Source organism: Acinetobacter lwoffii (assembly GCF_019048525.1).
Classification (GTDB): Bacteria; Pseudomonadota; Gammaproteobacteria; order Pseudomonadales; family Moraxellaceae; genus Acinetobacter; species Acinetobacter lwoffii_K.
The window spans coordinates 2093057-2108496 of sequence record NZ_CP077369.1 but is presented as its reverse complement, the minus strand read 5'-3'; the positions used below and the strand labels follow the sequence as shown (position 1 = coordinate 2108496).

Genomic DNA, 15440 nt, shown 5'->3' with positions numbered 1-15440 from the left:
TACAACAATAATAGAGGTGACAAGATGTCAAACAAGGTTTATGACAGCGATCAATCCGCCTTAAAGGATGTGGTGCAAGATGGTCATACTCTGGCCGTTGGTGGTTTCGGCCTATGTGGTATTCCAGAAGCCCTGATTACAGCACTAAAAGAAACAGGTGCTAAGCAACTCACCTGTATTTCCAACAATGCCGGCGTAGACGGCTTCGGTCTCGGACTTCTGCTGGAAACCAAACAAATTAAAAAAATGATCTCCTCTTATGTGGGTGAGAATAAAGAGTTTGAACGTCAATATTTAAATGGCGAACTGGAAGTTGAGCTGACCCCACAGGGTACACTGGCAGAAAAATTACGTGCTGGCGGTGCCGGTATTCCGGCTTTTTATACGGCGACGGGTGTCGGAACCGTGATCGCTGAAGGTAAGGATGTCCGTGAATTTAATGGCAAGTCTTACATTCTGGAAGAATCTTTAACAGCTGATGTTGCTCTGGTTAAAGCCTATAAGGCCGATAAAGCCGGCAACCTGATTTTCCGTAAAACCGCCCAGAACTTTAATCCGGTCTGTGCCATGGCCGGCAAAATTACCATTGCTGAAGTCGAAGAGATTGTCGAAATTGGCGTGCTGGATCCAGATGAAATCCATCTTCCGGGAATTTATGTGAACCGGATAGTCGTGAATGCTCAACCGGAAAAACGTATTGAACAGATGACCTTAAAGGCGGAGGCTTGATCATGGCTTGGACACGTAATGAAATGGCGCAGCGCGCGGCACAAGAGCTTGAAGATGGTTTCTATGTCAATTTAGGGATTGGCCTGCCGACGCTAGTCGCAAATTATATTCCGGAAAATATCAATGTCTGGCTGCAATCGGAAAATGGTTTGCTGGGGATTGGTGAATTTCCAACCGAGGAAACTGTCGATGCCGACCTGATCAATGCCGGTAAACAGACGGTTACCGCGCGAAAAGGTGCTTCATTTTTCTCAAGTGCCGACTCCTTTGCCATGATCCGTGGTGGTCATGTCAATATTGCCATTTTGGGAGCCATGGAAGTGTCTGAAACTGGTGATCTGGCCAACTGGATGATTCCGGGTAAAAAGGTCAAAGGCATGGGCGGTGCCATGGATCTGGTCGCGGGTGTACAAAAAGTCGTGGTCTTAATGGAACACTGCGCCAAAGATGGTACACCGAAGATTGTACCGCAATGTAGCTTGCCGCTGACTGGTCAAGCTGTGGTCAACCGGATTATTACCGACCTCGGTGTACTGGATGTTAGTCCTGATGGAATTCGACTGGTTGAACTGGCACCAGAGGTCAGTTTTGAGGAGATTCAAAAAGTCACTGGGGTAGCGCTATTACGTAATGCTGCCTGATCCAGCCAGCCCTTAAGAATGAAGCATCTTAAGGGCTTTTTTATATATAGCCGTTTCATTTCAAAATAATAATCGCAGAATAAATGGATTTTAATCATGCAAACTCAACAAAATATTTTGCAGCGCTTCGCCTTGCGCGTCAGCGACTGGTCTGAAAAATGGTTTCCGGATTCTTATATTTTTGCCCTGCTCGGCGTCATCATTGTGGCGATTGCCGCTATCGGAATTGGTGCACCGGCACAGGATGTCGCGATTTCCTTTGGTGACGGCTTCTGGAGCCTGATTCCCTTTACCTTGCAGATGTGCATGCTGATCGTGGTCGGTTATGTGGTTTCGGTGTCCAAGCCTGTCCAGCTTCTGATCCAGAAAATGGCGCGCCTGCCACATTCCGGTCGTGGTGCGATTGTCCTGGTCGCCACGGTCAGCCTGTTAATTTCTCTGATTAATTGGGCCATGAGTACTGTACTGACTGCACTCCTAGTGATTGCACTGGCACAGCGTAAAGAGCTTAACATGGATTACCGCGCTGCTGCGGCTGCCGCGATTATCGGGATGGGTGCGACCTGGGCACTGGGCATCAGTTCTTCAGCTGCACAGTTACAGGCCAATAAAAGCAGTCTGCCTGAACCGATTTATAATCTGACGGGCGTGATTCCATTTACCGAAACCATTTTCCTGCCGCAATCCATGATCATGACGGCGGTACTGATTGTAGCTTCAATTGCGATTGCTTACTGGTCAGCACCTAAAGGGTCTGACATTAAAACCATTGAGCACTTCCCGATTCAGATTGAAGAAGAAAAACCGGAAGTATCTGCCGAAAAAAGACCGGGGGATTGGCTGGAAAATTCACCCATTTTAAGCATTCTGATTGTGATTCTGGGCGCAGTCTGGATGTTTAACGAATTTTCCAAAAGCAATCCGATTCTGGCCATTTCCAGCTTAAATACCTATAACTTTATCTTCCTGATTTTGGGCGTGGCCTTACACGGTACACCGCGAAATTTCCTGAATGCGGTATCCAAAGCCGTACCCGCCATTTCTGGGGTACTGATCCAGTTTCCGCTGTATGGCAGTATTGCCTTTATGATGACCAATGCGCTAAACCCGGCCGATCTGTCATTGTCACATTACATTGCCGAGTTCTTTGTTTCCATTGCCTCGCAGGAAACCTTTGCCATTGTGATGGGCTTATACTCGGCGATTCTGGGTTTCTTTATTCCTTCTGGCGGAGGGAAATGGATTATCGAAGCGCCCTATGTGATGCAGGCTGCGCATGACCTGAAAGTGCATCTGGGCTGGTCGGTACAGATTTATAATGCGGCAGAAGCCTTGCCGAATCTGATTAATCCATTCTTTATGCTTCCGATGTTGGGTATCCTGAAATTAAAAGCCAAAGATGTGATTGGATTTACGGTGACCCAGTTGATTTTCCATCTGCCTTTGGTACTGTTCCTGCTATGGTTCCTTGGTCGGACATTGACTTATAGCCCGCCGGTATTTTCTTAATTTAAGATAATAAAAAAGGACGAAAATTCGTCCTTTTTTATTTAGGCCGCTCTCTTAATTTCCTGTCTTCTCAACTACACCTTCATCATCTACTTCACGTACAATTCCCGTTTCGGTATTCACGACCTCAAAGGTCACGCGACGATTCTGAAACTGTCCGGCAGGTGTGGCATTGGGTTCAACCGGCTGATCCTCTCCCATGCCAACTGCCTGTAACTGTGCAGGATTGACCCCTTTTCCAACGAGATAACTGGTAATCGCTTGAGCTCGTTGCACAGACAGCACCTTATTTTCTGCTTCACTACCCTGAGCATCGGCATGTCCTGTAACCTTCAGAATGACATGCGGTGCTCGTTGCAATAATGCAGCAGCCTGATCCAGCACCAATTTATTGACCTCGGGAACTTCAGTCGATGCCGTATCAAAATTAATGATCTGTAAATTCAGTGCAGTCGCCACATCCAGCGCTTTAACATTATCGGTCTTGATACTGGCCAAGGCTTGTTCTGCCTCACTATTGGCGGTATTAATCACGTCACTTCTATTGAGCGGCTGCTGGGTCACCACTGTGACATTTTTGGCCAGACTACGAATTTGTGCTGCCAGACGCTCGGCCTCTGCATTGGTTGCTGCACGCACTGAAACCTGATTGCCAATCCAGTCAAGTGACACATTTGGCATTCCCTGCATTGTTCTCAACACAGTCGGAATAGTATCCTGATCAATAAATTCTGAATGATAAACCTCACTGCTCAGCGCCCCACAACCAATATTATAATTAAAGATCTGTTTGATCTCGTTTTGCAAAATTTCCATATACTGCGGATTATTCAGCTGTAATTGACAACTGACAATTTCGCCATTACTGCCTGTACTTAATCGCAAGGATGCAGGCTGAGCTGCAGCAACTTCACTGGTCGCTTGGGTATTTGAATCTTCAACATCATCCTGCATGCAGCTACGAACCAAAAACAGGATCAAACCCGCCAGGATCAGAAAAATAATAAACGGCCATAAAAAGCCGGTTTTTCTTTCTTCCTGAACAATGATGGTCTGCTCCGCCAATACAGGTTCCTGATTTAAATTCTGCCCTGCCAAGGGTGAAACTCCAAGCGCTGCCAGAATAGGGCCAGCCCAAAGGGGTAATGCGCGCTGAATCGAATCGGCGTGGGTTTCCAGCAAATGGCTAATCGCTTCCGGACTCGAAGCACCTGCTTCAGTCTGTAAAAAATTCATGGTCGGTACAATTGACCGGTTCAAGGTATGCTCTATTTCATCTTGCGGCGCGCTCTGATCCACTTGATCGAGAAATTGCTGCTTGAGTGCCGGGTTTGCATTGAATAATTCATGGATTTTTGGATTGAGTTGCTGACCAAGATTCTCAATCCAGGCTGGACGTGCACGCAATATATTTAAAAATATAGGATAGAATTGAGTCAGTGCCTGATCTTTGGCAAATAAATGCTCGGTTTCACCTTGAAGCACAATCGCCGTAACATCGCTTTTTAAGCGTTCTATAAAGTCTATATTCATAATCGTCACCATTCTTTTGATTTTTCTAATAATGTTTAATATTTAATCAGTGTAACGATCCCCATTTTTTTAAAATGTAAATAATTGTATGAATATCATAAAGTTTCACTATTTTTATTGAGCACTCATTTTACTGATACAGAATTTAAAAATAAAAAAAGCCAGCCGAAGCTGACTTTTATAAAATTGGGATCACTTAAGCAGTAAAAGTTTGAACAACTTTACCCAGCACTTTTTGATTAATTAGCGGGGTATTTTTACCTTGTGACACGATGCTTTCTTTATTCAGGGTCCATTCCAGTTCCGGATCTAGCAGCACCCAGCCTGATTCATTTATCCATCGATCTGCCATTTGTGCAACACGTGCCGGAGCTAAGGTTACTTTTTCCACCCATTCCAGTGGGGTCAACAAACCCTCACGAATCAGTTGCAGACCAAAAGGCACATAGGTATCAAAAGCAGTGAAACCTGGCTGCGTTTCAGCAAACGGCGCCATTTTCGCAGAGCTGCTCAGCGGTTCATGATGAGTACAAATCGCATCAATCACACCTGATTTTACACCCTGACGCAGTAATTCTTTATCCTGCTCAGAACGGAGTGGCGGACGTACATGTGCAAGAGAGTTAAATCCATCAATCAAATGATCGGTCAAATGTAACTGATGCATCGCTACATCACAGGTCACCGGTAAGCCTTTTTCCTTGGCAATACGGATCAATTCGACTGATGCACCACAAGACAACAGACCGAAGTGTGCACGTACATGGGTTGCTTCAATCATCAACAGATATTTGGCAATCGCCACGGTTTCAGCCAGTGCCGGAATCATCGGCAAGCCCTGACGTGAAGCAATAAAGCCTTCATGCACACAGCCGTCTTTGGCAATTTGTGGTTCTTCTGCATAGAACACCACCGTCAAGTCTAAACCTGCAGCATATTCAAGTGTACGTAATACCACATCATCATTGGCAAACGGCGCACTGGCATTGGAAACCGCAGTACAACCGCCCTTTTTCAAGCCCGCCATATTTGCCGGTTGTTGACCATTTAAGCCTTGGGTTTGCGCACCAATCACTTGAAGATAGATCCCACCATCCAGCATGGCTTTTTCGACCAGACCATGAATCAGCGCACCATTATCTTGTACGATTGGCTTTGAATCGGGTGGCGTAAATACGTGCAAAATGCCATTTTCACGTGCCGCTTTTCCTTCAGACTTAAGCGTACCGTGTTGCTGTTGACCCGGTTCACGTAAACGCGCACACAAATCGACCATGGTTGGCATTAACCATTTGCCTTGACCATCAATCGTTTCAAAGACGTCTGCTGTTTCTGCAACGAATTTACCATTTTCCAGATACACGGTCTGGATAGAATTAGTGTTTTGGATCGGATCAAGAACACGGACATTTTCAATTTTTACAATAGTCATGACTTATTCCTTAACCCGCAATCGCTTCAATCAAACCTTGTTCTTGTAACTGGCCTTGCATCGATAAAGCCAACACCGCCATACGCACGGCAATACCATTGGTCACCTGCTTCAAAATCACAGATTGCGGACCATCCGCAATACTTGAGTCGATTTCAACGCCGCGGTTCATTGGTCCCGGATGCATCACGATACAATCCGGTTTGGCCATGGCAAGACGTTCTTTATTCAAGCCATACATTTTGTAGAACTCTGCTTGCGAGGCCAGTGCCGGAGAATCAATACGCTCGTTTTGAATACGTAAGGTAATGATCACGTCGCAGTCTTTGATGCCGTCTTCCATATTGTTAAATAGACGAACACCATCGCCATATTCTTCAAAACCCAATGGCAGCAAGGTATTCGGTGCAATCACCCGGATATCCTGGCAACCTAAAGTTTGCAAGGCAGCCACATCTGAACGCGCGACACGTGAATGCTTGATATCGCCAATAATGGCAATCGACATTTCTTCGAATTTTTTATTGGTTTCGCGGCGAATGGTCAGCATGTCCAGCATCGCTTGAGTCGGATGCGCATGACGGCCATCACCGGCATTAATAATTGCCACTGTTGGACAGACATCCTTGGCAATAAAATGCGCTGCCCCTGAAGATGAATGACGCACCACGAAAATATCGGCCGCCATGGCTTCCAGATTCCATAAGGTGTCACGCAGGGTTTCACCTTTGGAAGTACTCGAACGGGCAATATCGATATTGAGAACGTTGGCAGAAAGGCGCTTGGCAGCGGCTTCAAAGGTGGTGCGGGTACGGGTTGAATTTTCGAAGAACAGGTTCATCACCGTTTTGCCTTCGAGCAAATTATTGGTGATCAGCTGATTTTGGTCATTAAAAAAGGACTGTGCAGTGTCCAATATTTTTGTCAGGGTTTCTTTAGAAAGACCTTCGATGGTCAAGAAGTGTTTTAGATTACCTTCTTTATTGAGTTGAATCTGGCTCGGTGTATGCAATGCCGCCAAGTGCATGAGAGATTCCTTATGCGTTAAGTCAACATATTATACAGAGATTGGCGAATTTTTATAGTTGGCCATGCTGCTACTTGTACAAAAAGCATCTGAACAATAAAAACAAAAAATCAGATTCCTTTGTATTTTTTCAATAACATAATTTAACCCGATTTGCATCTTGCTGATTTTAAGTACAAAACCAACGGGCGCTTCAGTCTGGAGCATTCACACCCATCTCAGGTTTAACGCAGTGCACCAATATACCGATGTGACACCTGTGCACGATAGATATCGTCTTCATCCGGTTCGACCGAGATCAGCCCTTCCTGCTGGATCGGATGTGCAGATTCTGTTTGTGAGTCTTGTGCTGTTTCAGAAATCTCCAGTACCATTTTGAGGCGCTGGATCAGATGATTCAAATCTGGATCCTGGGTTTGCTCTGCCAGTTGAATCACATGCCGGGCATAATCCAGGTTCTCTGCCAGATAAATTGCATCAATTACCCGACCGGAAACCCGTCGTAAACGTGCATAAATTAAAGTGGCCACTGAAAAAGCGTCATGGTTGCGTAACTGATTCTCTAACATCTTAACCCCCATTATAAAATTGAAAAATCAGGCAGCCATCGCTCCCCATCGACTGACCGCCTGATTTGCCATGTATAGAGCAAAATGCATACCAGTTCCTCAATTTATAGTGTGAATATTATTTTTCTCTATCACATGCCACGGCCTTTCAGAGAATTTCAAAAGCTTTCAATATAAAAATACGGTAAACTTAGCGCAGTTTTTTATTTATCTTTTTTGGTCTCTCTATTATATGAATACCTCTCCACGTTTAAGCAATTATTGGGTCACCTGTGCCGATGGTCTGGAAACCTTATTAGAAGAAGAAATACAAGGCTTAGGTGTTCAGAATATTGAGCGTTTTCCAGGCCGTTTAACCTTTAAAGGTACACTGGAAAATGCTTATCGTATCTGCATGTGGTCACGTCTGGCTTCACGTGTCTTGATGCCGATCCACACGCATGAAATTGAATTTTCTCATGATGCGCGTGATGTGGCAGAAGAACTCTATGAAGGGGCTCTCAGCTTTGACTGGTCGCTGATTTTTGCACCACAAAGTACCTTTGCGATTCGTTTGCATGTCGAACGTGATATCAAGGTCAATACCCAGTTTGCGACTTTACGTGCCAAAGATGGTGTCGTAGATTCCTTTATGGAAGCCGTAGGCAAACGTCCAAGCATTGATACCAAACAGCCTGAAATTACCATGTATATTCTGGCAGGCAAGAAAGAACATACTTACTGCCTGGACCTGTCTGGCGACTCTTTGCATAAACGCGGTTATCGCCGCTTTATGACTGACGCCCCAATCAAGGAAAACCTGGCCGCTGCGATTCTGCAAAAAGGTGGTTTAAAAGCGTTAAATCCGGACATCATTGTCGATCCAATGTGTGGTTCAGGTACCTTTATTATTGAATCCCTAATGATTTTGACCGACCGTGCACCGGGTCTGGTCCGTCGTTTCGGTTTTAATGGCTGGAATGGCCATGACCATGAACTGTGGATGAGCATCAAGGCCGAAGCTGCTGAACGTCATCAAGCGGCAATGGAAAATCCATTACCACAATTCTATGCCTTCGATGCGGACTGGGAAGCGGTTAAAGCCACCAGACAAAATATTATCGCGGCGGGTTTTGAAGCTGCTCTCGACAATATCATGATCGAAGAACGGACTTTAAATGACTGGCCTGATTTCCATGCAGAAGGCAAGAAAGTATTCTTCGTGACCAACCCGCCATATGGCGAACGTCTCGGCGATAAAGCGCAAAACCGTTCTTTATACCTGGGTTTATCGGCTTTATTGCAAAAGAATTTCCCGAATCAAAAAGCGGCTGTGATTGCCTCCCAAGTGGAACAGGCCGATGTGCTAGCGTTCAATGATCCGCAAATCCTGCGTTTGATGAATGGTAAATTGCCGATCTATATCCGCTTCGGTACGGTTAAACCGGCCGCAGTGGTACGTCCATTCCTAGAAAGCTGGCAGCCTCAGCAGTTTGAACCGATTGAAGGTGCGATGGAATTTGCCAACCGTCTGACCAAAAATATGCAAGCTCTAAAAAAATGGGCAGTCAAGGAACAGATCCATTGTTTACGTCTCTATGATGCAGATTTACCTGATTTTAACGTCGCAGTAGATCTGTATGGCGAGCGTTTGCATGTACAAGAATATGCGCCACCTAAAACTATTGATCCGGAAAAAGCCAAAAAACGTTTCAACCTGGCCTTACAGGCAATTCGTGCCGTGACCGGTTTGGGCCGTGATGCGATCTTTATCAAGACCCGTGCACGTCAGGAAGGTAAAAACCAGTACACCAAACAAAGTACAGCATCCAAGCGTTTTATCGTTCAGGAAGGTCAAGCCAAGATTCTGGTCAACCTGACCGATTATCTGGATACCGGTCTGTTTCTGGATCACCGTCAAATGCGTTTACGTATTGCACGTGAAGCAAAAGGCAAACACTTCCTGAACCTGTACAGCTATACCTCAACGGCAAGTTTACATGCTGCTTTGGGTGGTGCTGCAAGTACAACCAGCGTCGATCTGTCGAATACTTATTTGAACTGGTCTAAAGAAAATTTTGTTCTGAACGGCTTAACCGTGGATCATGCGGATGAACAGCATCAGTTCTTTGCCTCTGACTGTTTCGAATGGCTAAAAGAAGGTCATGAGCAATATGAGCTGATCTTTATCGACCCACCAACCTTCTCAAACTCGAAGAAATTCTACGGGACCTTTGACGTACAGCGCGACCATTTGTCCCTGTTAAAACGTGCGATGAACCGCTTAACCACTGATGGTACCTTGTATTTCTCAAATAACTATCGTGGTTTTGAGATGGATGAAGAAATTCTGGCCTTCTTTGATGTTGAAGAAATTACCCAGGAAACCATTGGACCTGACTTCAAGCGGAATCAAAAGATTCACCGTGCCTGGAAAATCCGTCATCCGCAAGTGTAATTTGATGATGAATTAACTGTCTTTATCACGATTGATATCTTCTTTATTTTCCCTGAGCTGAGTTTTAAGCCATGCTTTAAAGCTCGCCGCAACAAGAATACAAAAGTGTTGCAATGCTCGAAGTTAAAAATAAGATTAAAAAAAACCCAGCCTAGGCTGGGTTTTTTGTTGCAAGGAGAAGCGGTTTAGTTAAGTTTCATTTTTTCAAAGATTAACTCACCTGCTTCAGCTTTTACCAGAATGGTATCGCCCGGCTGGAATTCTCCGCCCAGGATTTTCTGCGCCAGACCATTTTCAATCCGCTGCTGGATTGCACGTTTCAGTGGACGTGCTCCATACAATGGATCAAAGCCAGCATCGATTAACTGATCGAAGGCAGTATCGTCTACCGACAAGCGCATATCGCGTTCTGCCAGACGTTGACGTAAACGGTTCAACTGGATATCGGCAATACCGCGAATCTGGTCTTTTTCCAGCGCATGGAACACTACCAGTTCATCAATACGGTTGATAAATTCCGGACGGAAATGTTCCGATACCGCATTCATCACCACCGTACGGACTTCTTCTTTAGTGGCATTACCGCCCAATTCACGTACATCCTGCGAACCCAGGTTCGAAGTCATGACGATCACAGAGTTTTTAAAGTCCACTACCCGGCCTTGCGAGTCAGTTAAACGGCCATCATCCAGTACCTGTAGCAAGATATTAAATACGTCCGAATGCGCTTTTTCGACTTCATCAAACAAGATCACACTATACGGTTTACGACGTACGGCTTCAGTAAGCACCCCACCTTCTTCATAACCGACATAGCCCGGAGGCGCACCAACCAAACGGCTGACCGAATGTTTTTCCATAAATTCTGACATATCGATACGCACCATGGCATCGTCGCTGTCAAACAGGAAGTTCGCTAAGGCTTTGGTCAATTCTGTTTTACCCACACCCGTTGGCCCCAGGAACAGGAATGATCCACTTGGACGGTTCGGATCTGACAGACCGGCACGTGAACGGCGCACCGCATTAGACACCGCAACTACGGCTTCATCTTGCCCTACCACACGGTTATGCAGAAATTCTTCCATATGTAGAAGTTTGTCACGCTCGCCTTGCAGCATTTTCGCCACAGGAATTCCTGTGGCTGCACTGACCACTTCTGCGATTTCATTGTCGGTGACTTTGTTACGCAGCAATTTTGGCGTTGCACTTTCATCGGCTTTTTCAGCCAGCTCAAGCTGCTTTTGCAACTCTGGAATCACGCCATATTGCAAACGTGCTGCCTCGCCCAGATCACCTTCACGTTGCGCTTTTTCAAGTGCTGTACGCGCCTGATCCAGTTTGATCTGTACGTCTTTATTGCCTTCGACCAGCGCTTTATCTGCGCGCCAGACTTCTTCTAGGTCATGATACTCTTTTTCAACTGTGGCGATCTGATCGGACAAGTATTGAATCTCAGCTTTGGCACCTGAGTCTTCATCTTTTTTCACCGCTTCCAGCTGCATTTTTAACTGAATCAGACGGCGTTCCAGTTTATCCAGTGCTTCTGGTTTAGAATCGAGTTCCATTTTGATGCGCGATGCTGCTTCATCAATCAGGTCAATGGCTTTATCCGGCAACTGACGGTCGGTAATATAACGATGTGACATTTTCGCCGCCGCAATAATCGCGGAATCCAGAATCTGTACCCCGTGATGGGTTGCATAGCGATCTTTCAGACCACGCAGAATCGCAATGGTATCTTCCACGCTTGGCTCATCGACCAGTACTTTCTGGAAACGACGTTCCAGCGCTGCATCTTTTTCAATATACTGACGATATTCATCCAGTGTGGTCGCACCGACGCAGCGCAGCTCGCCACGGGCCAGCGCAGGTTTCAGCATGTTACCGGCATCCATCGCGCCATCACCTTTACCGGCACCCACCAAGGTATGCAACTCGTCGATAAACAGGATGATTTCGCCTTCATGTTTGGCAATATCTTTCAGAACGGCTTTTAAGCGTTCTTCAAACTCACCACGGTATTTGGCACCGGCCAGCAAAGAACCCAGATCAAGTGATAAAACACGTTTACCTTTGAGTCCTTCAGGCACTTCACCATTGATAATACGCTGCGCCAGACCTTCGACGATTGCAGTTTTACCGACCCCTGGCTCACCGATGAGTACCGGGTTATTTTTGGTACGGCGTGATAAGACCTGAATGGTACGGCGGATTTCATCATCACGGCCAATCACAGGATCAAGCTTGCCTGCCAACGCACGTTCAGTTAAATCAATGGTGTACTTATTCAGTGAATCACGCTGATCTTCATGATTATTGCTCATGACTTTTTCATCGCCTCGAAATTGATTAATCACTTGGCCTAAAGTCTCTGCCTTTACGCCAATACTATTTAATAAGGTTTTGGTATTTCCGGTTTCTGCCAGCGCCAACAGCACCCAATCCGTAGATAAAAACTCATCTCCGGCTTTTTGCGCAAAGCTGTCTGCCAGATGCAATACTTTTGCCGCTTCAGGACTGAGGTTGATATCTGCTGATGGATTGGTCAGGGTTGCCGCATTGCTCAATGCTGTTTGCAGCTTGGTTTGTAGCTCACGCAGATTAGCACCGGCCTGTTGCAGCAGGCTGACATTGGATGCTTCATCCATCAAGGTGGCCAAGATATGGATCCCATCAATGGAGGTATGATCCTTACTCATGGCCAGCGATTGTGCATCGGAAAGGGTTTGCTGCAGGCGATTGGTAAATTTTTCAAAACGCATTCTTGTTATTCCTCACAACAAATTTTCTACTTGATGGATATATGGGTGCACTTGATAAAATTTCAAATCATTTTTATATATTTTTCAAAAACTTAATTTATATTAGAAGACAAATATCAGTAATAATATTGGTATATATAAAGCAGATTTCAAGAGCGCCAAATAGAATTTTTATCTGCTTGTTCAGATGACCTGTATTGAATTTCCTTTCTGATCAATGAAGACGACTTAAATGTGTCGCATCCGTTCCAGAACATCGATTACTTGGCTGAATCCTTGCGGCGTTTGGATCAGCCTACGTGGTAACTGATCATCTAGAGAGCGATTGGGTGAATTGATAAAAAGGCGCATTACTTCAAAATCGCCACCAGCAAGCTTAAACAATTGCTGATAATAAAGCGAGTGCCTGTTTTCCTTCACTCGTATGCGGAGCTAAATCATCCATTTGCACAAGCGATAATACCTCTTGCTCCGGGACGCCGAGAATGGCAGCAAGTTCCGATTGCGTAAGCTGTAATTGCTCGGCTATTCGACTCGTGGCTTTCACTAATACTGTAGTTGGTAATGTCGTGGCTTCTGGATTCATTTTTTAAAGCTCATCTTCTTATGTTCATTTGATTATGCCGTTTTTAATTTCTGACATCTAGGTTGTGTGGACTCAACTTTGTTAATTCTTAAAATAAAAACACCCTCATAGGAGGGTGCATTTCAATCAGCACAAAGTTAAGGTGCAGGGTTCGGCTGCTGACGGTGAATATCTTCAATAGCTTTAAGAATTTCTTCTGATAGATCGATTTCAAATGCCTGAATATTTTCTTTCAGCTGATCCAGATTGGTCGCACCGATAATGGTACTGGTCACAAAGAACTGCTGCTTGATAAAGGCCAAAGCCAATTGGGTAAGACTTAAGCCATGCTGTTCTGCCAGCTGGGCATATTGCTCGGTTGCCCATTCACTTTGCGGATTGCTATAACGGCTAAAGCGGGAGAACAGTGTTACACGCGCATTGGCAGGACGTGCACCATGCCGGAATTTACCGGTCAGATAACCAAATGCCAAAGGTGAATACGCCAACAAGCCCACACCTTCATAATGGGCAATTTCTGACATGCCGATTTCATAAGTACGGTTCAGCAGGTTATATGGGTTTTGTACACTGACAAATTTGGACAAACCTAATTTCTCTGCGAGGTGCAGAAATTTCATCGTGCCCCACGGGGTTTCATTGGAAAGACCAATATAACGGATACGGCCTTTTTTAATTTCATCCTGCAAGGCGGTCAGGGTTTCTTCGAGATCTGTCCCGGTACGGTCTTCTGCCGCTTCAGCATTGCCATAACCCAGCTTGCCAAAGAAATTGGTGGGGCGTTGCGGCCAGTGCAGCTGATACAGGTCAATATAATCCGTTTGCAGGCGTGACAATGACTGGTCAATTGCTGCTGAAATTTCATCGGCAACGAAACGAGTTTTACCATCCCGGATATGGCTACCACCTTGCGAGGGTCCGGCAATTTTTGAGGCTAAAAAAAGTTTGTCACGGCCACCACGGGCAGCGATCCAGTTCCCGATAATACGCTCGGTAGCACCCTGCGTTTCAGGTTTTGGCGGTACCGGGTACATTTCCGCAGTATCCCAGAAATACACTCCCTGATCTAAAGCATAATCCAGTTGCTGAAAAGCCTGTTCTTGTGTGTTCTGCTCACCAAAGGTCATGGTGCCCAAACAAATTTCTGGCAAAAAAATGCCGGTATCCGCCAATGGTCTGAATTGCATAAAAACATCCTGTGAATTTTATTCAGTGAATTGAGATCAAGTGGGCTATAGCCTATCGGAATTATAAGGGAGACTTAAATCATCTTTTCTGAGAAGCTTGTTCTAAATTTTTATGTATTGAGTAATGACGCATAAAAAAAGCAAATCCGAAGATTTGCTTTTTAATATCTGGATTATTCGTCTATGGCACCATCTGCCACTGCTTCAGATGCTTCTTCTAATGAAGCATCAAAGATCAGGATGGCTTTACCATCGGTTTCGATCATGCCCTGCTCTTCCAGGGTTTTTAGTACACGTCCGACCATTTCGCGGGAACAGCCAACAATGCGACCAATTTCCTGACGGGTAATACGAATCTGACGGCCATTCGGCAAAATCATCGCTTCTGGCTGTGAAGACAGGTCGATCAGACAACGTGCAATCCGGCCTGAAACATCAATAAATGCCAGATCAGTGACTTTACGTGTGGTATTTTTCAAGCGGCGTACTAATTGAGCAAATACTGCATAGCTCAGATCAGGATATTGCTTGCTAATTTCGTGAAAGTTTTCATAGGTAATTTCGGCAATTTCACACACATCACGGGTACGAACTTCCGCAGTACGTTGTGGATTAACCTCGAATAGACCCATTTCCCCAAAGAAGTCACCCGCATTTAAATATGCCACGACAATTTCACGATCATCATCTTCACGAAGAATGATAGATACAGACCCCTTCAGAATTAAATATAAAGATTTAGATTCTGATCCTGCATCAATGATCGTGGTACGTTTTGGATAACGATTAATATATGCACGTTTTAACAGTGCTTTCACGGATTCTGGTAATTGCCCCGGAGAAAGCGCATCAGTGCTTAATTGTGAAAAGTTTGAAGTCATGCTAACAGTTCCGATTATGGATAATTTATAGATCGCACAAGACCTAATGTGAACTTGTCACACAGTGGGATTGAAATTCCGTATCAACCCAATTTATGTTAGTGTACAGTTACTTGACAAATTTATAGCTTTTTTTAGGTAGTT

The 15440-nt window shown here is 45.1% G+C and carries 13 protein-coding genes; 4 read left to right on the top strand and 9 right to left on the bottom strand.

Annotated elements, in window-relative coordinates; all coding sequences use genetic code 11:
- Window positions 1–24 precede the first annotated feature (24 nt).
- The 3 genes from I6L24_RS09880 (at window position 25) to I6L24_RS09870 (ending at window position 2879) form a co-directional block, all read left to right on the top strand.
- Entirely contained in the window at window positions 25–729 is a 705-nt protein-coding gene (locus I6L24_RS09880) for a CoA transferase subunit A (RefSeq protein ID WP_216985954.1), read from the top strand.
- A gap of 2 nt (window positions 730–731) precedes the next feature.
- Entirely contained in the window at window positions 732–1370 is a 639-nt protein-coding gene (locus I6L24_RS09875) for a CoA transferase subunit B (protein ID WP_005104503.1), read from the top strand.
- A gap of 96 nt (window positions 1371–1466) precedes the next feature.
- Window positions 1467–2879: a short-chain fatty acid transporter gene (locus tag I6L24_RS09870; protein WP_004646585.1), complete on the top strand. Its 1413-nt coding sequence runs from the start codon at window positions 1467–1469 to the stop codon at window positions 2877–2879.
- Window positions 2880–2933: 54 nt separating this feature from the next.
- Here the strand turns inward: I6L24_RS09870 and I6L24_RS09865 are convergent, their stop codons facing one another.
- The 4 genes from I6L24_RS09865 to I6L24_RS09850 form a co-directional block, all read right to left on the bottom strand.
- Window positions 2934–4424, bottom strand: coding sequence for an OmpA family protein (locus I6L24_RS09865; RefSeq protein WP_121979738.1), 1491 nt, complete (start codon window positions 4422–4424; stop codon window positions 2934–2936).
- Window positions 4425–4608: 184 nt separating this feature from the next.
- Window positions 4609–5844 carry a dihydroorotase gene (locus I6L24_RS09860; RefSeq protein ID WP_005266789.1) on the bottom strand — a complete coding sequence of 412 codons (1236 nt, stop codon included), beginning with the start codon at window positions 5842–5844 and terminating at the stop codon, window positions 4609–4611.
- A 10-nt stretch (window positions 5845–5854) separates the two neighbouring features.
- Window positions 5855–6871, bottom strand: coding sequence for an aspartate carbamoyltransferase catalytic subunit (locus I6L24_RS09855; RefSeq protein WP_004280134.1), 1017 nt, complete (start codon window positions 6869–6871; stop codon window positions 5855–5857).
- 224 nt (window positions 6872–7095) lie between these two features.
- Window positions 7096–7440: a hypothetical protein gene (locus I6L24_RS09850; RefSeq protein ID WP_005251424.1), complete on the bottom strand. Its 345-nt coding sequence runs from the start codon at window positions 7438–7440 to the stop codon at window positions 7096–7098.
- A gap of 232 nt (window positions 7441–7672) precedes the next feature.
- Here I6L24_RS09850 and rlmKL point away from each other — a divergent pair, with 232 nt between their 5' ends.
- Complete coding sequence (gene rlmKL, locus I6L24_RS09845; protein WP_004280136.1) at window positions 7673–9877, top strand: bifunctional 23S rRNA (guanine(2069)-N(7))-methyltransferase RlmK/23S rRNA (guanine(2445)-N(2))-methyltransferase RlmL; 2205 nt, start codon at window positions 7673–7675, stop codon at window positions 9875–9877.
- Window positions 9878–10062: 185 nt separating this feature from the next.
- Here rlmKL and clpB read toward each other — a convergent pair whose 3' ends face one another.
- The 5 genes from clpB to crp form a co-directional block, all read right to left on the bottom strand.
- Entirely contained in the window at window positions 10063–12642 is a 2580-nt protein-coding gene (gene clpB, locus I6L24_RS09840; protein WP_005251422.1) for an ATP-dependent chaperone ClpB, read from the bottom strand.
- A gap of 228 nt (window positions 12643–12870) precedes the next feature.
- Window positions 12871–12993: an MbcA/ParS/Xre antitoxin family protein gene (locus tag I6L24_RS16750; protein WP_243474838.1), complete on the bottom strand. Its 123-nt coding sequence runs from the start codon at window positions 12991–12993 to the stop codon at window positions 12871–12873.
- Between the two features lie 25 nt (window positions 12994–13018).
- The gene (locus I6L24_RS16570; RefSeq protein WP_005107328.1) at window positions 13019–13228 is read right to left on the bottom strand and encodes an antitoxin Xre-like helix-turn-helix domain-containing protein; all 210 of its coding nucleotides are present in this window, start codon (window positions 13226–13228) and stop codon (window positions 13019–13021) included.
- A 137-nt stretch (window positions 13229–13365) separates the two neighbouring features.
- Window positions 13366–14415: an NADP(H)-dependent aldo-keto reductase gene (locus tag I6L24_RS09830; RefSeq protein ID WP_005266792.1), complete on the bottom strand. Its 1050-nt coding sequence runs from the start codon at window positions 14413–14415 to the stop codon at window positions 13366–13368.
- A 173-nt stretch (window positions 14416–14588) separates the two neighbouring features.
- Window positions 14589–15296 (bottom strand): cAMP-activated global transcriptional regulator CRP, encoded by a 708-nt coding sequence (gene crp, locus I6L24_RS09825; protein ID WP_004280141.1) that lies wholly within the window; start codon window positions 15294–15296, stop codon window positions 14589–14591.
- Window positions 15297–15440: the final 144 nt, after the last annotated feature.